Source organism: Paenibacillus hubeiensis (genome assembly GCF_032334105.1).
Taxonomy (GTDB): domain Bacteria; phylum Bacillota; class Bacilli; order Paenibacillales; family Paenibacillaceae; genus Paenibacillus; species Paenibacillus hubeiensis.
Genome location: NZ_JAVYAE020000003.1, coordinates 52007 through 72240 on the forward strand (window position 1 = coordinate 52007; position 20234 = coordinate 72240).

Sequence of the window (20234 nt, forward strand, 5' to 3'; positions counted from 1 at the left end):
ACTTTCCAATTTTTCATTCAATCATTCGGGAAAACAAGTCCGATTTGCTTCCGAATCCGATCCATGACCTGCATCGTGACCAGGGAGCGTTCATACGTATTGATGTCCGACTCTCGTCTGCCCTCTTCGATCAGCTTCACGAACTCCTCCACCTCATAATACATGACCGGGTGCGTCTGATCCGCCGCAATGTTCTCGACGGTGCCGTCGTTGTACCGGATTTCGGCCTGTTCAGGGGATCCGATTTTGTCGATCAGGATGCTGCCCCGTTCGCCCATAATTTCGGTAGGAACATAGGAATTCGAAATTTTCGAATACGTCACGACGGCTTCCAATCCTTCATAATTCAAAAGGACGCTGCCCTGGCCGTCCACGCCGGAATCCAGCATCATCGCTTGCGCCTGCACCTGCTGGGGTGCGCCAAACAGGGTAATCAGCGGATACAGGCAGTACACCCCAAGATCCATCAGCGCCCCGTTCGCCAGTTCCGGTTTAAATGCGTTCAGCACGACGCCTTCCTTGTATTTGTCATAACGCGAGGAATACTGGCAATAGCTGGCCACGTATTTGCGAACAGGCCCGATTTTGTGCAGATGCGATTGCACCATCCGGAACACGGGCAGCACGGTCGATTTCATGGCCTCCATCAAGAGGACATCGTGCTTGCGCGCAACCTCGATCATGCGACCGACTTCGGCGCTGTTGGCCGCCAAAGGCTTCTCGCACAACACATGTTTGCCGTTACGCAGAAACAATTCTGCCTGCGCGGCATGAAGCGTATTGGGCGTAGCGATGTATACGGCATCCAGATGCTCGCTCGCTGCCATTTCTTCCAAATTCGTGAACCGATGTTCTGCTTGATATTGATCGGCAAAGGCATTCGCCTTCTCCGCGGTTCTCGAAAAGACGGCCGTCAACTCGAAACCTTCGACCTGCACGGCAGCCTCCAGCAGCCTTTCCGTAATCCAATTCGTACCTACCACGCCAAAACGAACCATGTCTACCTACCTCTTTCATCGATGAGTAAATATTATTATCAGTCTCCAGTACATTGTAGCTTATATTGCATTCAGATTGAAGGCAGCACCTCACCTCATCGCATGCTCTATTGGACTTCTCAGAAATTCGTTTTGAAATCTTGCTTTTACGTTCTTTCACCGTTGTTGACGATCTCAAGACGGTTATAATGGAACTGGAGGTGAGTGCCATGAAACATGCCGCAGACCGTCGAGCCGGCGCAAAATCGTTATCCTTGAGCGAGGAACACTGGAAAGCCATCATCGGCAACGATGCGTCCTGGGACGGGCGATTCTTTTACGGCGTCGCGACAACAGGCATCTTCTGCCGTCCTTCCTGCAAATCCAAGGCTCCGCTTCCCGAAAACGTTCTGCTCTTCGCAAACGCCGATGAGGCGCTGAATCGCGGGTTTAGACCTTGCAAACGCTGCAAGCCTACGGGAAAACGGGTTCCGGACCAGGAATGGATTGCCGTCGTTACCGACTATATTCATGTCCATTATGCCGAAGCAATTACGCTGGACGCATTGGCCGCTGCGAGTCACGGCAGTCCCTATCATTTGCACCGCGTATTCAAGCGGGTCACCGGCATGACGCCGGTTCAATACATTCAAACGAAACGGATGGCTGCAGCCAAAGGCTTGCTGCGCGACCAGAGCCTTTCCATTGCCGAGATCGGGCCCAAGGTCGGCATACCGAATGCCGCTTATTTTAGTACCCTCTTTCGAAAATCGACCGGCCTCACGCCCGCACAGTATCGGGAAAAGTTAGGTGATGACTCATGAAAGCGACCATTTTCCATAAAACGCCAAAATCGCTGATGAACAAAGGAAGCGGCTTCCTTCAAGGGTATTCCCACACGTTGAATCCGTACGCCGGATGTTCCTTTGCGTGTTCATATTGTTATGTCAGGCAGATGCCGGTGGCGCTGTTTCGCGGTGAGGCCTGGGGCAGTTGGGTCGATGTGAAGCAGCAGGCCGCCGCCGTGTTTGTCCGCGAGCTCAAACGTGCCAAGGCCAAAGGTCCTGTGACGATATTTATGTCCTCCAGCACCGATCCTTATCAGCCAGTCGAACATAAAGAACGTGTCACGCGCTCTTTGCTGGAGGTGATGGCCGACGATCCACCAGACTTCGTGCTGGTCCAGACCCGCAGTCCTCTCGTCACCCGGGATATCGACCTGCTTCAATCCTTGGGTCAGCGCGTGCGTGTAAGCATGACGGTGGAAACCGATCTGGAGCATGTCCGCAAGCTGTTCAGCCCGGCTGCGCCGCCGATCGCTGCAAGATTAAAAGCGCTTGCCGCACTGCGCGACGCAGGCATTCCGACGCAGGCAGCGATCGCTCCGGTTTTGCCAAGCAGCGAACGATTCGCTTCCCTGCTGAGGCCGCTTACGCAGCGCATTTGCATCGACGATTATTTCATGGGCGACGGCAGCGAAGGCAAACGCACGCGCAGGCTTGGCTTGGATGCCCTTTATGAAGAAGGCGGATATGAGGAATGGTACGGTCCGGATGCTTACCGAATCGTGCTGGAGCGCATGCGGACATGCTTCTCCCCGGACGAAATCCGGGTCAGCCAGGCGGGTTTTGAACCTTGAACCTTATATCGGTAAACCTTGAATTATTGTAACTCGATCGTGAAAAGCAGCAGCCCCGCCTCCTTAATGATAAGGACGCGGGGCTGTTTTCATGGTCTTGCAGCCGGTTGAATGAGCTGCTATTGACGAAGTTTTTTTATTGATCCAGCGTGTACAACGGCAAGTTCTCCGGCAGCGCCGCCGGACGTTTGCAGGTGCTCTTCATCTCGTAGAACGTTCCGGTATCGGAGGAGTCATGGAAGGCCCACATGGCTTCAAGCACATGGTATGCCAATTCCCCGCTTGCCCGATGAGCGCGGCCGCTGCGCGCAGCGTATGCCATATCCGCAACGCCGATTCCGCGCGTGTTTTCCTGATAGCCGGGAAGCAGCGGAACCTCGGTCCACTCCTGCTCGCCCGTCAAGCGATACCGGACCGGACCGCCGAAGGTGTTCGGATCGGGAACTTGCAGCGTGCCATGCGTTCCATAAACCTCGATCGGAGGCAGTGCGCTTCCGCCAAATACGTCAAAGCTCGTGATGAGCGTGCCGATCGCCCCTTGCTCGAATTGCAGCAGACCGGTTACGTGCGTCGGAATGTCCACTTGGATCGTTTGGCCCCGCTTTTTCTCGCTGCTAATGGTGCGTTGGTCCATGGCCTTGCCCGTCATGCCCGCAATTTTGGAGATCGGTCCGAGCAGCTGCACCAGTGCCGTCAAATAATAAGGACCCATGTCGAACATCGGGCCGCCGCCGGATGCATAGTAAAACTCCGGATCCGGATGCCAGTGCTCGTGGCCGCGGCTCATCATAAAAGCGGTCGCAGACATCGGCTTGCCAATTACCCCGTCTTCGACGAGTTTCAGCGATGTCTGAATGCCGGAACCGAAGAACGTTTCGGGTGCGCAGCCGACCAGCAAGCCCTTTTCGCGGGCAAGCTCCAGCACGGCTTGACCTTCTTCGCGGGTAACGGCAAGGGGTTTTTCGACGTAGACGTGTTTGCCTGCTTCAAGCGCCTTCAAGCAGACATCCGCATGTACGGCGGGGATCGTCAGGTTGATGATCAGTTCGATTTCGGGATCCGCCAAAATCTCTTCCACCGAATATACTTTCGGAACCTGATAGGCAGCAGCCTGTTCCTCCGCGCGCTTCCGGTCGATATCCGCTACGGCTGCAAGCTCGAGCACCTCGAATCGGTGGCAGTTTTCCATGTAGATGCCGCTGATTTTGCCGCAACCAATAATGCCGACTTTCATTTTGTCCATGATTGTCCGTACTCCCTTCGGGCGTTAATTGAATTGTTGGAGCTTCTTTAAGCCGCGTTATACCGTTTGATTATCCGCCATGCCTGTGTATGCTTCCGTGCTCGCAACATTCCGTTCTTTGGCCACGGCTTTGCCTGCCGCCGCCCATTTGAAACCGCTGCGCATCATTTCGGACACGGGTTTCATGTCCACGATGTCGGCATGGTGTCCGAGCGAGTTGTAGAACACGCGGCCGGCTCCCCAGCGCTTCGTCCAGACAACAGGCATGTCGACAGGACCGTTCGCCGCATGAGGACCGTTAACGATCGGGAAGCGGGTTGTTGCCAATACTTCCACCGCAGGATCGACATGCAGGTAATATTGCTCGCTTTTGACTTCGAAGTCTTCGATATGATCCAGGAGCGGGCTTGACCCGCGCTTCATGTTCACCGTGTACTCGACGCCATCGTTGCCGGGATGGGCAACCCATTGTCCACCCGTCATGAACTGCCAATCAACGTTGTTGCGGAACGCGTCGCACATGCCGCCGTGGCAGCCTGCAAGACCGACCCCGCTCTGTACGGCCGCGGATACGTTATTGACCAGCTCTTGTTCAATCTGCCCCATCGTCCACAACGGAACGATCAGATCCAGGTCAAGCAGTTTCTGTGCATCGGCGTAGGAGTCCAGCGTGTTGGATACCTCTACCTCAAATCCTTCTTCCTTCAAAATGCGTTCAAAAATAGCCGCTACCTGTTCCGGTTCGTGACCATCCCAGCCACCCCATACGATCAAAGCTTTGCTCATCGCCAATCACTCGCTTTCCCGAAAGTTTGTTATATTCGCTGCCATGGCACTTTGTACTTTGTTGCCTCAACCCTACATTTCTTCCAGTCCGACCCAACGCCGTTCCGTTACGGAACGTTCCACGGCTTCCAATACGGCCTGACAAGCTACGCCGTCATGGAAGCTTGGCTGAGGCTGGCGTCCTTCGGAGATTGCCGTCACCAGTTCCAGCATTTCATGCGTGAACGTATGCTCGAAGCCGATCGTGTGCCCAGCCGGCCACCAAGCCTCGGCATACTTATGCGCCGCATCGGTCGCAAGCACGCGCCGGAAACCTTGCACATCTTCCTCATCCTTCGTGAAGTACACTTCCAACTCGTTCATGCGTTCGAAATCGAAGCGCACGCTGCCCAAGCTGCCGTTGATCTCGAACGAATTGGTGCTGCGATGGCCTGCCGCAAAACGAGTCGCCTCGAAACTGCCCACCGCACCGTTCTCAAAACGTGCGAGGAACAAGGTCGCATCATCCACCGTAACTTCGCCCATCGGCGCATCGGTGCCCGAATTGCCTTTAGCGGTCAGTCCGGTCATTTCCGAAGCCAGCGGACGCTGTTTGATAAACGTTTCGCTCATGCCGATGACTTCCTTGAATTCGCCGACCAGGAAACGCGCCAGATCGATCAGGTGAGCACCAAGATCGCCGTGCGAACCGGACCCGGCCACGTCTTTTTGCAGGCGCCAAACGAGCGGGAACGATGGATCGAGAATCCAGTCCTGAAGGAAGAACACGCGGAAATGATAAATTTTGCCGAGACGTCCGCTCTCCACCAGCTCCTTCGCCAACTGCACGGCCGGAGAGAAGCGATAGTTGAATCCGACCATGTGGGAAATGCCCGCTTCCTCCGCTGCCTGAAGCATTTCGCGGGAATCCGCCAGCGAAAGCGCCAGCGGTTTTTCGCAGAAGAGGTGCTTGCCCTGCCGTGCCGCTTCTAGCGCGATTTCCTTGTGCGCGTCGCTCGGCGCGTTGATATCGATCAGGTCGATGTCGTCGCGCTTCACGAGCTCCCGCCAGTCCGTTACGCTTTCAGCCCATCCGAACTGCTGAGCAGCCGCTTGAACTCCCTGCTCGCTCCGTCCGCAGATCACGGACATCTCAGGCTGGAGCGGAGCCGAAGGGAAGAACATCGGCAGAGCGCGGTAAGCGTTGCTGTGGGCCTTTCCCATGAATTTGTATCCTACCATTCCGACACGAAGACGTTTTGACATGATCGTTTCCTCCTTTGGAAATTGCCATCGTTAACATTGCAACCAATCTTTAAGCTTTACGTTCCGAAGACGCCCGGATGATGAGCTTCGTCGGCAGCAGCTGCCTTGCCGGGTTGAACGCCGAGCTTTCATCTTCCGTGTAATCGCTTTCGCCAAGCGAGTGGCGAATCAGCTTTGCGGCGGCCAGCTCGCCCATTTCGTAAAAAGGAACCCTTACGCTGGTTAGCGGCGGAACCGCCATCTCTGCTGCGTCGGAGTCGTCGTAACCGACGAATGCCGGGAAATCGCCTATAGCTATGCCGCGCTCGCGCAGGCCATGCATGACGCCAATTGCCATCCGGTCATTGGCTGCGAACACCGCATCGATCTCGCCGATCCGATTCGCAATGGCTGCGGCAGCCTCCATGCCGCTCCTGCGGCTGTAATTGCCCTGCAGGAGAAGATGCGGTTCAGCTCCCAGCCCAGCCTCCGCCAAGCCGATACGAACCCCCTGCAGGCGCTCCTGGCTGTTGGAATAACGGTCAGGACCGTTGAGGAACGCGATTTTGCGATAGCCTTGATCCGCAAGATGCCTGATGGCCAGCCTGCTGCCCTCCACATGATCCGCATCCACTTCCATGAACGATTCGCCGGCAAAATGCTGGTTCATCACGCAGAACGGATGCCCTTCATTATGCAGTTCCCGCAGGGCCGCCAGTTCACTCGGGTCATCTTGCGCCCCTAGAATGACGCAAGCGTCCACCTTATGGCGGCGAAACAGATCCGCATAGTCCATCACTTCGTCCGCCGTTCTGAACAGAACGAGCAAGTCCATGCCGTTGTCCCTGGCCTTGCTGCCGATGCCGCTTAGCATTTCCGAGAAGAAATAGGCCGAAAATAGATGGGCCTTTGGAACGTACGGCAACACAACGCCCAGATTTCCGCTTTTGCTGCGTGCGAAACGGCTGGCGAGCGCGCTCGGTACGTATCCCAACTTTTTGGAAGCTGCAAGCACTTTGCGGCGCGTTTCTTCCTTGATGGGGCCTACCCCGTTAAGCACGCGGGATACGGTGGCTTCGGACACGCCTGCAAGGTCCGCGACCTCTTTTCGCGTAGCCATCGCCTCACCCCTCTCATGTAATTATGAAATCAAAAGTTAACGAAACAGGGCATAAACGATGGTGTGATCAACGCTCAATCCCTCAGTTAACTTTTATGTACGCGCGTACATTTTCTCATGTGTTGTAAACGTTGTCAATACTTTTTACGTAAAAAGGACGGGCTCTGACCATAAGCAGAACCCCTCCTTTTTTGTCTTGTCTTTATTCGATGCAAATCGGGTGAACATCTTTTATTTCAAGCTGCAAAAAGACTGCTGGCTTTTATTTCTCTGATGAACTAACCGCTTACTCCCGTTACTCCGGCATCGGCGGAAGACTGGCTGAATTCGGCCTGTTCGAACACTTTCGGAATGCGATCCGCGGGCTTCGGTTTGGACTGCAGCTGTCTGACTTTATGAAGCACTTCTTTATTGGGAAGGAAATGCATGGAGCGAATGAAGCGGATTGTTTTGGTTTTGGCCCGCATTACGATCGAATAGGTCTCTGCCCGATCATCCGCAAGATATCGGACGCCTCCCAGAATTTCGCCGGGGGTTACGCCCGTCGCGGCGAAAATGACGTCTTCCGTGCCGATCATGTCTTCCATCGTCAGCACCTTGTATGGATTATCGATTCCCATCTGCAAGCAGCGTTGGAATTCGTCCGCATTGGCAGGCATCAATCTGCCCTGTATTTCTCCTCCGAGGCAAGATAATGCCGCAGCTGCCAGAACCCCCTCCGGCGCTCCCCCTGATCCAACATACAGGTCGATGCCTGCTTCAGGAAATGCCGGCGCCATCGCTCCTGCCACGTCGCCGTCGCTGAGGAATTTGATGCGCACGCCCACTCTGCGCAGCGTTTTGATCGTGCTTTCATGTCTTGTGCGGTCCAGGATCATGACCGTTAAGTCCGAAATGTTTTTGTTCAGAGCGGCAGCCGCCTTTTCAAGCGTCAATTCAATCGGATCTTCAATGCTGACTTTACCTACCAATTCAGGCCCCACGGAGAGTTTCTCCATATACATGTCCGGGGCGTGCAGCAAATTTCCTTTTCCCGCCACTGCAATAACCGATAAAGCGTTGTTCAGCCCCTTGGCGACAATTTCGGTGCCTTCGAGCGGGTCAACCGCCACATCCACCTCAGGCCCTTCGGCATTGCCGACTTCTTCGCCGATGTACAGCATGGGCGCTTCATCCATTTCTCCCTCACCGATTACTACCGTGCCGCGAATGGACACGGAATCGAACATGGCGCGCATGGCCAAAGTAGCCGCTTCATCTGCACTGTTCTTGTCTCCCCTACCCATCCATGGGGCAGAAGCCAATGCTGCCAATTCTGTTACTCTGACAATTTCCAACGCCAGTTCGCGTTCCATTTTCCCACTTCCTTTCCAGTTTTCCAAAGCATACAGGCAGAACGGAGTGGAAATCCATCGCAAATCGGTATGAAAATGATCTAAGACATGCCTCTCCCCATGCCATTTCAAAATATTAACTTTATTGCAGTTAGACGTGGGACCTTCTAAGCGGACCGATTTTCAATCCATTTTCAACGAAGATCATGGATGCAGAGGCTGAATGCCGACCGCTTTTTTGAAGGAAAATACCTCCCATGACCGTGTGCACGTCATATTTACCATCCAAACCGCATATTATAGCTCGATAATTCGTAAAACAAGGGAATGTTAACATCGTTATTATGAAGTATGTCGCCAAAACTTCGGCGAGTTCATTTTTTCGAAAACGATTTTCATGAGACCGCTGTAAGCCTTGATCAGCTTCGAAAAATGGTAGAAATGGAACGATGAAGTCGGAACAATCGAGGAAAGTTGTATAGGAGGTTTGATGCGGGAATGCTTTATTTTCAAACTTTTCAATCGAATCCTTGCATAGATGCTGCTTATAGGGGCCATCGAAAAATATAAGTTTACATAATAATAATTACGTATTGAATTGTCGTGAATTTTCCCGGAATGAGTTTTTGCGATTTATTTACGTGGTCAAAATAGAAAAAATGAAGCCGCTCAAGCAACAAAAACAAAAGAAAAACAGGCATGCCCTGTCGGACATACCTGCTTCATCCCTTATTTTCACCCCAGCAACGTGGGTGCCATCCAACCGAACATAGGGGTATTCCTCATCATGCCGAATAACAGGGTTAGCCCCAGCATGCTGGCCATAATGGCGTTTTTGGTCATGTCCCACCTGTATTTCGATGAGATGGTATACGCCAGATACATGGGTGCTAACACAAACACAAGCATATTAAAGCGGAAAGCCTGAGGCAGATCCCCCTGGATCAAAGAGAGGAGCGTTCGGGTAATCCCGCAACCCGGGCAGTATAATCCCGTCATTTCATGAAAGACGCATGGAATGCTTAATCCCGTCCAAGGCAGCCATACCTTTAAATACGCATAACCCGTAATTCCTAACAGGATGGTGCCAACCGCCTTTTTTCGAAAGGGGGTATTAATGCGGAGCATACGAATACTTGTTCAGTTCCGACTGCATGAGCGCGTAGTTGATAATTCCCAAGCCGAACAGGCTGAGCACCAGATAGAGTACGGAGTTATCCGTTATGTATTGGGAACGCTGCTGCTGCACATAAGCCAGATGTTTACCCACCTGGTAAGACCAGATGAAGGTCCAGATCCCGCACGTGATAATGGAGAGCAGAAGATGTTTGCCGCCGGTGAAGTCTCGATCTCCGCTAAGTCTCCCTGTATCCTCGGTAATCGTATAGAACCAGTACAGTCCATACAAACCGCAAGTAATTAGAGTAAGTATTACCGATAACGCTACGCTTCGATTTGCTACCATTGCAAAATCCTCCTGGATGCCGTGTTATTCCGATCGAAATTCACTCATGACCCGGCCGGAAAACCGTATTTTCTTTTTTGCGTGCTAAATAGACCCTATGCACTCGATCGGGTATCTGGTGACTCCATGGATCAAAAAACACCGGAATCGCATCATTCACCTCCTGCGTCTGTTTGGGGCTGTTCAGCGTCCTGCTCTATAAATCAAAACTTCCTTTCCATTATATTCCGTCATTATCGTTTCGTACATATCATTTTCGCGTTTTTATCGCATGGTTCCACAAAAAACGATTGCTTTTCTTTGCTGTTCAACGACAAAAACCGCCACTTCGGACGGTTCATTCCCGGCAACAAGGTTTAACTTTGGCATTTTTGTCCGTGTCATCCTGATTTGGAAGCATTCCCTTGGGAACCGGCGGATGTTGAACACTCGGTAGGGTAGAATTCTCGAGCCTTGCTCACTGCTCTCAATATACCCCCATATCCGGTGCACCGGCATAGATTGCCGCACAGTGCCGTTTCAATCTGTTCTTGAGTCGGCTGCGGATTCGCATCCAATAACGCCTTGGCGGAAATGATCATGCCGGGAGTGCAATATCCGCATTGAAACCCGCCTTCCTCGACAAAAGCACGCTGGATGGGGTGAAGATCCTCCTTCCCTTCGCCGTGCAGGCCTTCTATAGTGGTGATGGCCTTGTCTGCACATTGATAGGCCATGACGAGGCACGAATTGACGGGAACATCTTCGACCAGCACCATGCATGCCCCGCAACGCCCGATTTCGCACGATACTTTGGTTCCCGTCAGCTTCAGCTCGTTTCGCAGCACATCTACAAGGCGAGTCGACGGATCCACGTGCAGTTGCTTTGTCTCACCGTTTACGATGGCGTTCCACTCGGTTCCTCGTGGTTCTTTCATCCATGACTCACTCCTTCCTCAAGCGGTACATCCAGCGGCCTCATCAATTGCTCGCGTGAAACCGGCAGCCGGGTCAACCATTCGCCTGTAGCTTGATGGATTGCTGCCGTGATGGCCGGCGCCAACGCAACCGATCCGATCTCGCCGATGCCCCGAGGACCGTACGGGTCCCCTTCCGGCAAATCCTCGATCGCTTCCACTTCCAAGGACGCATGGATATCGCGAATGGTTGGAATCAGGTACGTATCGAGATTCGTGGTTACGTAGCGGGAATCTTTCATCACTGCATCTTCCGTCAGGGTAAAGCCAAGCGCCATCACGCTGCCGCCTTCGATCTGTCCCAAGAAACCCATCGGGTTGATGACAGGCCCTGCGGCAACCACATGGCGCGTATCCAGCAGCCTGGCTTCACCCGTTAACGTATTGACCTCCACCTCGGCAGCCACTGCGGCATACGTATAAAGATAGTGCCCGCCGACAACGTTGTCCGGGGTAGTCGGGTACTCAAAATGCGTATCGAATACCCAATCCTCGGGTTCGCCCTGCTGAACCAATGCTTGATATGACACGATGGCAGCAGGTCCACCCGACCTTGTGCCAACTCGCACTTTATCTTCATTTCTCGTTATCTCCGGAAACTCTGTTTCCGGCTTTTCAGCTTCGCTCCCATCCTCCATGCAGGCCAGATCTTTCGCGCGCCATACGCCTCCCGGCCCGGTCGCCAGTTCATCTTTCGGGATTCCCGACAAGCCTGACGCTGCCTCAAGTACTCTGGCGCGAAAGGGAACCTGAAGCCGCTGCAAAGCCATCCAGGCCATCGTGGTCGAGCGCGAGGCCGTGCTCGAACCGCTGTGCGGAACCTTGTCGGTATCGCCGATGATGATGCTGAGGTCGGATCGGCTGCATTGGAACAGATCGCACAGCATAATTTCCAGCGTCGCCACGAGGCCTTGCCCGAATTCTTCGTAGCCGAACGCGGCTTCGATCCGTCCCGACGCGTTCAGCGACAAGCGGCCCCCTGCGGGATCGGGAATGCCGTAGCCCAGCCCTGCGCCGTGCATGGCGATGGCCGCGCCAACGCCCCGTTTGATCCATGGCGGCAGATTTGCAGCCGCTTGAGGACGCAGGCGCTTTTGCCATAGCTCCGAACGGTCCATGGCTTCCCATACCTGCGCCAACCCATCCGTGACGAGAATGCGCTGGTTGAGCGGTCCCGGATCGGTTTTGGCCCTCAGGTTCCGTCTGCGGAATTCCCACGGATCCATGTTCATGATTGCGGCAAGACGATCCATCTGGCCCTCCATCGCAAAGATCGCCTGATTCCCTCCGAATCCGCGGAACTCGCCCGATACGCCATTGTTGGTGTATACCGAGACGCCCTCCACGTCCACGTTCGGGATCGCATAAGGACCGAGGCAATGTTCCGTGGCAAAATTAAGCACCGGTGCTCCCAAGGTGGCATAGGCTCCGGTATCCGCGGTAATGCGGACTTTATGGGCCAGTATCATGCCTTCGGGGCTGATGCCTGTTTGCATTTCGATTTTCATCGGATGCCGCTTCAATCCCGCCCGAACCGATTCCTTACGGGAGTTGTGCATTTTGACCGGACGTCCGCAACGTAATGCCAACAATGCGCCGTACGGCTGTACGTTGAGTTCGTCCTTGCCGCCGAACGATCCGCCGATCGGAGATGATACGACCCGGATATCTTCTTCCGAACAGCCGATAATGCGGGCCAATTGCATTCGGTCTTTATAACCATGCTGCGTTGCCGCGTACACATGAAGCCTTCCATCCCGTTCCGGAACGAAAAGCCCGCCTTCCGTCTCCATGTACGCATGCATTTGCCTTGGCGTGTAGTATGTTTCGGTCACCACATGCTCGCATGCGGCAAAAGCTTCCTCCACGTTGCCGCGTTTGATCTCGGTTCGATGGAGCACATTGCCCGGTCCGTGCTCATGCAGCTCCGGGGCTTCAGGCGCCAAGGCGGCATCCGTGCTATCGAGAGGGACGAGCTCTTCATAGCTCACCCGGATCGCTTCCAGCGCAAGCGCTGCGCGTTCGGGCGTATCCGCGGCGACGGCGGCAACGGCGTCGCCGACATAACGAACGACATCTTCGCAGAACACGGGTTGGTCAGGCGTGGCGATTCCGAAGCGATTTAATCCCGGGACGTCCTTGGCCGTCAGCACCGCATGAACGCCTTCCATGGACTCGGCTTCTTCTGTATGAATGGACAATATCCGAGCATAAGGGTACGGGCTGCGCAAAACCCTTCCATATACCATGTCCGGCAGCGACATATCGGTCAGATATTGAAGCTGCCCCGTTACTTTGCCCGCCCCGTCAGGTCGAAGATGCCATCGTTTGCCGCTGTTTTCCCGATGAATCAGCATGTACCCGCTCCCCTTTCATATCGATCTCGGTTTATGATCGGCCAAGTGCTTCCCACAAGCCGCCTCCCAGCAGATTGCCCGCCGCCTGGCTGCGGTAGAGGTCTGTGGCAAATGCGTCTCCATAGGTCAAGAATTCGGAAGCTGCAGCCTGGCTCAGCGCTGTTGACTGTTGAATGTCCGCTACCTTGCCGCCAAGCAGTGCCTCCGTTTCGTTGAGGCGCATCGCCAAACCGGATCCTCCGCCTGCCGCAATGCGAACTTCGATCCAGCGTCCGTCTGACCCGATGAGTCCGTGATAAGTAATGGTGACCAGCGAAGCAGTGAACGTCTCCCGTCGGCCCAGCTTACGGAAGAATGAAACCTGCTTCAATGTCAACGGCTGTTCCTGGCATGCAGTCCCGATTCCGTTTGCCGAACTCAGAGGGAGCTGAACGGCCAGCAGCATGCGATGAGGATCGTGTTTCCCCGTCTTCATTTCCGCCAGCCAAGAAGAAAGGCTCTGAACCTGTATGCCCGCGTCCGTCATCCACTGCAAGCCTGCGTCATATACCAATAAGGCCGGAATAGCATCGCCTACGCCGGACACCACATTGCCGCCAATCGTCGCCAGGTTGCGAATCGATGGGGCCGCAATGGCCCTCGCGGCATCCTGCACCAGCGGGAACCGCTGCAACAATGGATTCGCCGCACATTCATTCAACGTATTCAGCGCCCCGAGCACAAGCCGGTCCTCTTCTACGAAAATCCCGGATGCCTCCGCAATTCGTTCAAGGCTGATGAGATGCCGGGGGAAAGGGGCGATCCCGCCTTCCCACTGCGTGCGAAGCAGCGTGCCGCCCGCCACGAATATAAAGTTATCGCCACAGCGTTGTTTTGCCATTTGCAGCTCATCCAGGTCTGCGGGCTGCCATACGTGTGGTCTTGCACCCGATCCGTATACAGGAACAGCCATTATGCCCCATCTCCTTTTTCTTTCATAGTTCTGGCGTCGGGAATCGATCCAAATCGTTGCTCATATCACATTCACACTCTCACTTCACTTGCGCACGTTCCGCGAAATCGATAATGCGCGCCAGCTGCGGCTCCGTATCGGCATCCCAAAAGGCAAAGTCTGGCAGGATCACCTGACCGCCCTTATAACATGGCTCACGCAATACCGTTCGCGCCCCTTCGTCCCCATGAAGCAGCAGCAGCCGTTCCATCATGTGACACCGGAACGCGATCGGCGGTTTGCCGAAATCTCCGGGAGTGTCGTCCATCGCTGCCGAGTAATCCAGTAAGGGATCTTCCGCCAGAACACGTGCTACAAGGTCGATGTGCCGGGATTGCAGCAAGGGCTGGTCCGCGAGCAAAATCACGACACCTTCCGGGCGGGTCTGCATCGCAGCCTGGATGCCGCAACGCAGCGAGTTGGCCATGCCTTCGCGATCATCGGTACATGCCGTGAGCTGCAGCTTCGTCTGCCGAATACGGACAGAAGCGCTGCTATTACGTGCATTTGCCTCGCCCATCCATTCCGAAGGCACCCACCGTAAATCATCCTCAGGCTTCACCACGCAAACCACGTTCGCCAAGGCTGATGAGCCTAGAGCGGCCTCCAATGTCCAAGCCGCAAGACTTCTGCCCCCGGGCATCGTAACGGCCAACTTGTCACGCCCCAGTCGGCTGCTCCGACCGGCCGCGAGCACGATCCCTGTCAGTTTCACAGGCTCCTCCTCCTCCGGCAGTCGGCTTTCTCGCCGAAACGGCTCTTCTGTCCGCGATGAGTTCAGCCACGATGCTAACGGCAATTTCTTGCGGACCGTCCGCCCCGATGGACAGCCCCACCGGTGCATGCAAATTGGGAAGCATGGGCAGACCCTTCAGCAGTCTTACCGTTCTTGTTTTGGAACCCAGAATTCCTAGATATCGATACTCGCAAGCTGCCAACAGCTCCAAAAACTCGCGTTCGCGCGGAAACTGGTGGCTCATCAGTATGACGTAATCCCCGCTTCGGATCTGCAGGACAGGCATGATCTCGTTTGGAAAACCCAGCACGCGCTCCGCCTGGGGAAATCGCTTCGCATTGCAGAGCGATTCCCGCCAGTCGGCGACCACGACGCGGAAGCCGGAAGCTCCCGCAAGTCCCGCTACCGGTATCGCGTCATTGCCGGCACCCACAATGACAAGGCGTGGCTTGGGAGAATGGACGCTGCTCAGGCAGCGCGGCATGTTCCAACGCTGTTCAGCCGCCATAGCACTGTTCGATAATGCTTCGGTTTCTTCTGCTTTATCAGGGTTCATCCGTTCGGTCCCGCCAACCGTTTCTTCCTTTTCGCTCTCTTTTCCAGCGTGAAGGGCTGCCAAGTTAGTCGAAGGAATCTCCATATGGCCGAGAATCCCGTTCCTTCGCTTCAAAACATACTCCGTCCGGGAATAATCCGCATGAAAACGGCGCAAGAGCTCAACGGCAATCCCTTCCTCCAGACAAGCGTACATCTCATGCATCACCGAACGCAGTTCTTCATGCACAGGCTCAAGAAGAACCAACACGAATCCTCCGCAGCCAATCGTCTCTCCCCAGGACCAATCCTCCTCCGGACGCATGTCGTATTCGACCCATTCCAGTTTCCCCGTCTCCAAGACGTGGCCAACGCGAGCCTGAAGATCGCTTTCCAGGCAGCCGGGACTGATGCTCCCGAACATGTCTCCGCGTTCGGTGAGCAGCATGGAAACCCCTTGCTTGCGGTAAGCATGGCCTTCCACCTTCACCGCCGTTGCCAGTACACAGCTCGTTTCGCGGATGGCTGCCGCGCACAGATCATGCATCTCCATGGCTGTTCCTCCATTCGCTTCTGCTGAAAGCCGATTCACTCAGATTCGTTTCATCAACCGCGCGATGCTTTTATCCGATTCCCGCAGCACCATACCACGGTCGATCGTCCGGATTTTGCGGTTGCCAAGCACGATGCGACCGTCGATGATCACCGTATCCACGCAGCTCCGCGTTGCCGAATACACGACGCGGGAGTACACATCCGTATCGTAAGAAGGATAGGTGTGAAAATCGTCCAGATCAAGCAGCACGACGTCTGCTTTTTTGCCGACCTCCAGGCTGCCGATCTCCTTCGACATACCCAACACCTCGGCTCCTCCCATCGTGGCCATTCGCAGCACCGTGCGTGCATCCATCATCGTCGGCCCGTGCGGAACCTTTTGGATCAGCGCCGTCAAACGCATCTCCTGAAACATATCCAGATTGTTGTTGCACGGCGCGCCGTCGGCGCCGATGCCCACTGCAATCTGTCGGTTCAGCAGGTCCGGAATATCTGCAATCCCGGAGGACAACTTCAGGTTGGATCCGGGACAATGCGTTACTTTGACGCCGCGTTTGCGGATGATCTCCTTCTCCTCTTCGCTCAGCCACACGCAGTGAGCCAGAACCAGCCTTGGCGTGGCGAGCCCGATGTGATCCAGATACGTGATGTTGCGCATGCCGCGTTCATGCTCGACGAGTTCGATTTCACCCCGGTTTTCGGATGCATGGGTATGGACGCGAACATGGTATTGATTGGACAGCTCCCTGACTTGGATCAGAAGATCCTCGGTACAAGAGACGACGAAACGCGGGCAGAACGCATACTGGATGCGCCCGCCGCCGAAACCGTTCCATTTCTCCAGCAAGTCCACGCTCTGCTGCAGCGAAGCAGACGTGCTCTCGCGCAGCGGCTCCGGCACCTCGTCGCCGTGATCCATCATGACTTTGCCGGAAATGACGCGAATGCCGCTCTGTGCCATTGCTTGAAAAGCAGATTCCGTATGATGGACCGTCTCCATGTCCAGAATCGTCGTTGTGCCGCTCGAGATGAGTTCGCCGAGCCCGAGCATGGCCGAATAATAGACAGATTCCTCATCATGCGCGGCCTCCAGCGGCCAAATGCGCTGCCGCAGCCAATCCATCAGTTCCAGATCGTCCGCGCGGCCGCGAAACAAGGTCTGGCACAAGTGGATGTGCGTTTGGACAAAACCCGGCAGCAGCACTTTGCCGCGGGCATCGATGACCTCATCGGCATGAGCGTCGATATTCTCCTTCATTTGCTTGATCCGGTTGTCTTCGATGAAGAGATCGCCCGTAAATACTTCTTCGTCCGCATTCATCGTAACGAGCTGAGCACCTTTCAGCAGGATCGTTCCCATGTCTTTTCCCCCATCCGTTTTCAATCTGTGCCCTTGAACTGGTCTATATCCTGCAGCAAAGACCAGGCAATCACCCTAATGCGTGGTTGGGTTATCGGCTACCATCCGATCGCCATGCCGTCTCCCCTGGGATCGGCCGCGCCGCTGATCATGCCGTCCTCGCTAATCGCAATGCCTTGCGATTGGCCCATAATGTCATCCCACGGCGATACCGCTTCTACCTGATGTCCCCAGCGGGCAAGCGTGTCGCATACATCATCGTGAAATCGGTTCTCGACGCGCATGGTGTCCCCATCCTCACCCCAAGTGCGGCCGTAAACCCAACGCGGCAGCCCGATCGCTTCCTGAACCGTTAGCCCGTAATCCAACACGCCGGTCAGCACGGACAGCTGCGTTTGCGGCTGACCTTCGCCACCCTGAGTGCCTACAAGCAGGCAAGGCTTTCCGTTCCGGGTGACCATGCCAGGCATCAACGTATGCAAGGAACGTTTGCCCGGCTCCAGCACGTTGGCATCCTTCGGATCGAGCGAAAAAAAAGAACCTCTGTTTTGCATGATGATCCCCGTGCCTCCAGGCACGTAGGCCGAGCCAAAATCGAAATACAGGCTTTGAATGAACGAAACGGCATGACCATCGCCGTCAACCACGGCCGCGTACGCGGTATCCTGCCCCATCGTTTGGGAGATGAAAGGCTGCGCGGAAGGCGGTGCCGCATGAATTTCGTTCCAGAGCTCGTTGCCGTAAGCTTTGGACAACAGGCGCTCAAGCGGGATCTTCCTGAAATCCGGGTCCGTCAAATACCGATCACGATCGCGGAAAGCCTTCTTCACCACTTCGGCCATCAGATGGTAGAACTCGGGCGACGTGCGCGCCACCGCCGAAAGATTGATGTTTTCCAGCATGTTCAGCATCATGAGCATCGAGAACCCTTGCGAGTTCGGCGGCATTTGATGCACTTGATAGCCCCGATAATCCGTGCTGACCGGCTCTACCCATGCACCCCGGTGATCGGCAAAATCCTTCGCGGTCAGCATGCCACCGTCTTCAAGCATGGCTGCAGCGATGCGTTCGGCAAGTTCCCCTGTATAAAAAGCTTTGCGTCCCCCGCTTTGGAGCAAACGAATGGAGGCCGCAAGTTCAGGCTGCAGCAGCAGGCCTCCTTCCTGCAAAAGAGTGCCTTCCGGGGCGTAAATGCGCCTAAGCGGCGCATATCCCGTAATCAATTCTTCATCTCTTTCCATCCACAGGCGCAGATTGCGGGAGACCGGGCACCCCTGCTCGGCATAACGCGCCGCGGGCTCCAGCAATACCGCCCACTCCAGCTTGCCGAAGCGGTTCCACACTTCCCACCAGGCATCGACCATGCCGGGAACGGTGATCGCGCTAAGCACGCCGCGCTGCGGAATGGCACTCATCCCCATCGACTTGAAAGTATCCGCGTTTATGCCTGCAGCGGAGCGTCCACTCCCGTTGTAAGCCGCAATCCTGCCGCTTTGCCCATCGTGAACAAGGAAGAATGCGTCTCCGCCCAACCCTGTCATATGCGGATAGACAACGCCCAAGGCTGCGCTGATCGCTATTGCTGCATCGACCGCGCTTCCGCCCTGCTGCAGGATGGAGCTCCCTACCGCACTGGCGATATAATGCGGCGTAGTAACCATGGCATTTCTGGAAACCGGCATCTGGTTCAGCATAATGCTCCCTCCTTTCCTGCATAGACATCGAGTGCCGCTTGTACCGCCTCCCCCGCAGGCAAAGCAAATTTGTGAAGCAGCATTACCGCTTCCAGCACACCCGGAACGTGCAGCACTACCCGGCCGCCCCGGACGATTGTATCCATGTTTGCCATCGTCCTGCCCTCCGCCTCAAAACCGGTACTCGGCTTACTTAGCTCCCCCGGTATGTACTGTATCCCCCTGGCGCGATCAATAAAGGGATATGGTAGTGACTGTTCGCATCGGAAACGGTGAACCGGATCGGAACCACGGTCCAGAGCAGCGACGGCCCGTCTCCTTCGCCCAACCGCTCCGAATAATACTTCTCCACATGAAACCGAAGCTCATAAATGCCTTTTTGAAGCCCGCTTCCATCCAACAACGGCGCATCCAGCCGCCCGTCTGTATTGGTTAAGGACGCACCTTCCCTTGACCAGCTCTCCATTTCCTTATTGCACGTCATCCTGTATAATTCCACATTCACTCCAGCTGCGGGAACGCCTCTGGACGTATCCAGTACATGCGTGGTGATGCGTCCTCCCGAGCTGGCTGACATAGTTCCCGCCTGCGTGATCCATTGCTCCAAACGGATCGAAGCAATGTTGAACACTTCACCGAGCGCCGTCCGAAATTCTTCGTCCCAGCTCCGCTCATTGCGTTGCCGCATGGCATGCAAAATGGAATCGGGATGGTGTCCTTTCACCGCCATTATAAACGGAAACCCCAGTCGGTCCGTATACTTCCTGTTCAATCGGTTCATCTCTTCGAATTGCACCGGAGAAAGGGAGTTCAGGCCGGCTCCGGCCTGTTCCTGCACCGAACTGTCGCTCATGCGGATGCGTGCCCCAAGATCAGGATGATTGCGAAGCAACTGCAGCTTGACCTCGGTATCGGCTGCCAGAACAACTTGTTTCATGACGTTCATCATGTGTTCAAAAGAGGCAAAGGGACGCATACCATAAGAGTGCTCGGCTACCCACGGCGATTCCTCGAAAAGCCCGCCGAACGTTTGCACGTATTGTTCCGCAGACCAGTTGTTAATGCGTGTAATGAACTCATCCATTCCATCACCTCCGGTCTTTGGTAGATTGTTGTATTTCATTGTACGTGCAGGTTCTTGGAGCAACAATAATAATCATGCAACTTTGTAATATAACATAACATATGTGAGTTGAATTGTTTGCCGTGCACGGCTCTTTTTTACTGATATGTCCCTTTAAGCACAAAAAACCATGCTTCTCA

19 protein-coding genes are annotated in these 20234 nt (G+C 54.9%); 2 read left to right on the forward strand and 17 right to left on the reverse strand.

Annotated features, from left to right (window positions below):
• Positions 1–17: 17 nt before the first annotated feature.
• Positions 18–998 carry a Gfo/Idh/MocA family protein gene (locus RSX24_RS10410; RefSeq protein ID WP_236414245.1) on the reverse strand — a complete coding sequence of 327 codons (981 nt, stop codon included), beginning with the start codon at positions 996–998 and terminating at the stop codon, positions 18–20.
• 209 nt (positions 999–1207) lie between these two features.
• Here RSX24_RS10410 and RSX24_RS10415 point away from each other — a divergent pair, with 209 nt between their 5' ends.
• Together RSX24_RS10415 and RSX24_RS10420 are read left to right on the forward strand one after the other, a co-directional pair.
• On the forward strand, positions 1208–1801 hold the full coding sequence (locus RSX24_RS10415; protein WP_236414243.1) for a bifunctional transcriptional activator/DNA repair enzyme AdaA: 594 nt from the start codon (positions 1208–1210) through the stop codon (positions 1799–1801).
• Positions 1798–2616: an SPL family radical SAM protein gene (locus tag RSX24_RS10420; protein WP_339278288.1), complete on the forward strand. Its 819-nt coding sequence runs from the start codon at positions 1798–1800 to the stop codon at positions 2614–2616. Before RSX24_RS10415 ends, RSX24_RS10420 begins: the two co-directional genes overlap by 4 nt.
• A 136-nt stretch (positions 2617–2752) precedes the next feature.
• Here RSX24_RS10420 and RSX24_RS10425 read toward each other — a convergent pair whose 3' ends face one another.
• From RSX24_RS10425 to uraD, 16 genes are all read right to left on the reverse strand, one after another.
• The gene (locus RSX24_RS10425; RefSeq protein ID WP_236414239.1) at positions 2753–3859 is read right to left on the reverse strand and encodes a Gfo/Idh/MocA family protein; all 1107 of its coding nucleotides are present in this window, start codon (positions 3857–3859) and stop codon (positions 2753–2755) included.
• A gap of 57 nt (positions 3860–3916) precedes the next feature.
• Entirely contained in the window at positions 3917–4645 is a 729-nt protein-coding gene (locus RSX24_RS10430; RefSeq protein WP_236414237.1) for a ThuA domain-containing protein, read from the reverse strand.
• 72 nt (positions 4646–4717) lie between these two features.
• Positions 4718–5890, reverse strand: a complete 1173-nt coding sequence (locus RSX24_RS10435; RefSeq protein WP_343260538.1) for a Gfo/Idh/MocA family protein — start codon at positions 5888–5890, stop codon at positions 4718–4720.
• A gap of 49 nt (positions 5891–5939) precedes the next feature.
• On the reverse strand, positions 5940–6989 hold the full coding sequence (locus tag RSX24_RS10440; RefSeq protein WP_339278287.1) for a LacI family DNA-binding transcriptional regulator: 1050 nt from the start codon (positions 6987–6989) through the stop codon (positions 5940–5942).
• 278 nt (positions 6990–7267) lie between these two features.
• A complete protein-coding gene (glpX, locus tag RSX24_RS10445; RefSeq protein WP_339278286.1) occupies positions 7268–8344 on the reverse strand; it encodes a class II fructose-bisphosphatase in 1077 nt (358 codons plus the stop codon).
• Between the two features lie 714 nt (positions 8345–9058).
• Positions 9059–9451: a DUF2752 domain-containing protein gene (locus RSX24_RS32320; RefSeq protein WP_438286801.1), complete on the reverse strand. Its 393-nt coding sequence runs from the start codon at positions 9449–9451 to the stop codon at positions 9059–9061.
• Positions 9438–9788 (reverse strand): DUF4234 domain-containing protein, encoded by a 351-nt coding sequence (locus tag RSX24_RS10450; RefSeq protein ID WP_236414231.1) that lies wholly within the window; start codon positions 9786–9788, stop codon positions 9438–9440. The genes RSX24_RS32320 and RSX24_RS10450 overlap by 14 nt, the downstream gene beginning before the upstream one ends.
• 380 nt (positions 9789–10168) lie before the next feature.
• Positions 10169–10705, reverse strand: a complete 537-nt coding sequence (locus RSX24_RS10455) for a (2Fe-2S)-binding protein (RefSeq protein ID WP_236414230.1) — start codon at positions 10703–10705, stop codon at positions 10169–10171.
• Positions 10702–13101, reverse strand: a complete 2400-nt coding sequence (pucD, locus tag RSX24_RS10460) for a xanthine dehydrogenase subunit D (RefSeq protein WP_339278285.1) — start codon at positions 13099–13101, stop codon at positions 10702–10704. Before pucD ends, RSX24_RS10455 begins: the two co-directional genes overlap by 4 nt.
• A 31-nt stretch (positions 13102–13132) precedes the next feature.
• Positions 13133–14053 carry an FAD binding domain-containing protein gene (locus tag RSX24_RS10465; RefSeq protein ID WP_339278284.1) on the reverse strand — a complete coding sequence of 307 codons (921 nt, stop codon included), beginning with the start codon at positions 14051–14053 and terminating at the stop codon, positions 13133–13135.
• 79 nt (positions 14054–14132) lie between these two features.
• On the reverse strand, positions 14133–14807 hold the full coding sequence (locus RSX24_RS10470) for a nucleotidyltransferase family protein (RefSeq protein ID WP_339278283.1): 675 nt from the start codon (positions 14805–14807) through the stop codon (positions 14133–14135).
• Positions 14752–15915 (reverse strand): XdhC family protein, encoded by a 1164-nt coding sequence (locus tag RSX24_RS10475; protein ID WP_339278282.1) that lies wholly within the window; start codon positions 15913–15915, stop codon positions 14752–14754. The genes RSX24_RS10470 and RSX24_RS10475 overlap by 56 nt, the downstream gene beginning before the upstream one ends.
• 39 nt (positions 15916–15954) lie before the next feature.
• Positions 15955–17277, reverse strand: a complete 1323-nt coding sequence (locus tag RSX24_RS10480; protein ID WP_236414224.1) for a 5'-deoxyadenosine deaminase — start codon at positions 17275–17277, stop codon at positions 15955–15957.
• A gap of 98 nt (positions 17278–17375) precedes the next feature.
• On the reverse strand, positions 17376–18971 hold the full coding sequence (ggt, locus tag RSX24_RS10485; RefSeq protein ID WP_339278281.1) for a gamma-glutamyltransferase: 1596 nt from the start codon (positions 18969–18971) through the stop codon (positions 17376–17378).
• On the reverse strand, positions 18965–19126 hold the full coding sequence (locus RSX24_RS10490) for a hypothetical protein (protein ID WP_339278280.1): 162 nt from the start codon (positions 19124–19126) through the stop codon (positions 18965–18967). The genes ggt and RSX24_RS10490 overlap by 7 nt, the downstream gene beginning before the upstream one ends.
• Before the next feature lie 38 nt (positions 19127–19164).
• A complete protein-coding gene (gene uraD / locus RSX24_RS10495) occupies positions 19165–20055 on the reverse strand; it encodes a 2-oxo-4-hydroxy-4-carboxy-5-ureidoimidazoline decarboxylase (RefSeq protein ID WP_339278279.1) in 891 nt (296 codons plus the stop codon).
• Between the last annotated feature and the right edge of the window lie 179 nt (positions 20056–20234).

Coding starts and splice junctions, on each gene's coding strand:
- RSX24_RS32320 (WP_438286801.1), bottom strand. CDS start 9,451: ATGCTCCGCATTAATACCCCCTTTCGAAAAAAGGCGGTTGGCACCATC.
- RSX24_RS10415 (WP_236414243.1), top strand. CDS start 1,208: ATGAAACATGCCGCAGACCGTCGAGCCGGCGCAAAATCGTTATCCTTG.
- RSX24_RS10425 (WP_236414239.1), bottom strand. CDS start 3,859: ATGGACAAAATGAAAGTCGGCATTATTGGTTGCGGCAAAATCAGCGGC.
- RSX24_RS10465 (WP_339278284.1), bottom strand. CDS start 14,053: ATGGCTGTTCCTGTATACGGATCGGGTGCAAGACCACACGTATGGCAG.
- RSX24_RS10420 (WP_339278288.1), top strand. CDS start 1,798: ATGAAAGCGACCATTTTCCATAAAACGCCAAAATCGCTGATGAACAAA.
- glpX (WP_339278286.1), bottom strand. CDS start 8,344: ATGGAACGCGAACTGGCGTTGGAAATTGTCAGAGTAACAGAATTGGCA.
- pucD (WP_339278285.1), bottom strand. CDS start 13,101: ATGCTGATTCATCGGGAAAACAGCGGCAAACGATGGCATCTTCGACCT.
- RSX24_RS10450 (WP_236414231.1), bottom strand. CDS start 9,788: ATGGTAGCAAATCGAAGCGTAGCGTTATCGGTAATACTTACTCTAATT.
- RSX24_RS10435 (WP_343260538.1), bottom strand. CDS start 5,890: ATGTCAAAACGTCTTCGTGTCGGAATGGTAGGATACAAATTCATGGGA.
- RSX24_RS10475 (WP_339278282.1), bottom strand. CDS start 15,915: ATGGAGATGCATGATCTGTGCGCGGCAGCCATCCGCGAAACGAGCTGT.
- RSX24_RS10430 (WP_236414237.1), bottom strand. CDS start 4,645: ATGAGCAAAGCTTTGATCGTATGGGGTGGCTGGGATGGTCACGAACCG.
- ggt (WP_339278281.1), bottom strand. CDS start 18,971: ATGCTGAACCAGATGCCGGTTTCCAGAAATGCCATGGTTACTACGCCG.
- uraD (WP_339278279.1), bottom strand. CDS start 20,055: ATGGATGAGTTCATTACACGCATTAACAACTGGTCTGCGGAACAATAC.
- RSX24_RS10490 (WP_339278280.1), bottom strand. CDS start 19,126: ATGGCAAACATGGATACAATCGTCCGGGGCGGCCGGGTAGTGCTGCAC.
- RSX24_RS10440 (WP_339278287.1), bottom strand. CDS start 6,989: ATGGCTACGCGAAAAGAGGTCGCGGACCTTGCAGGCGTGTCCGAAGCC.
- RSX24_RS10410 (WP_236414245.1), bottom strand. CDS start 998: ATGGTTCGTTTTGGCGTGGTAGGTACGAATTGGATTACGGAAAGGCTG.
- RSX24_RS10455 (WP_236414230.1), bottom strand. CDS start 10,705: ATGAAAGAACCACGAGGAACCGAGTGGAACGCCATCGTAAACGGTGAG.
- RSX24_RS10480 (WP_236414224.1), bottom strand. CDS start 17,277: ATGGGAACGATCCTGCTGAAAGGTGCTCAGCTCGTTACGATGAATGCG.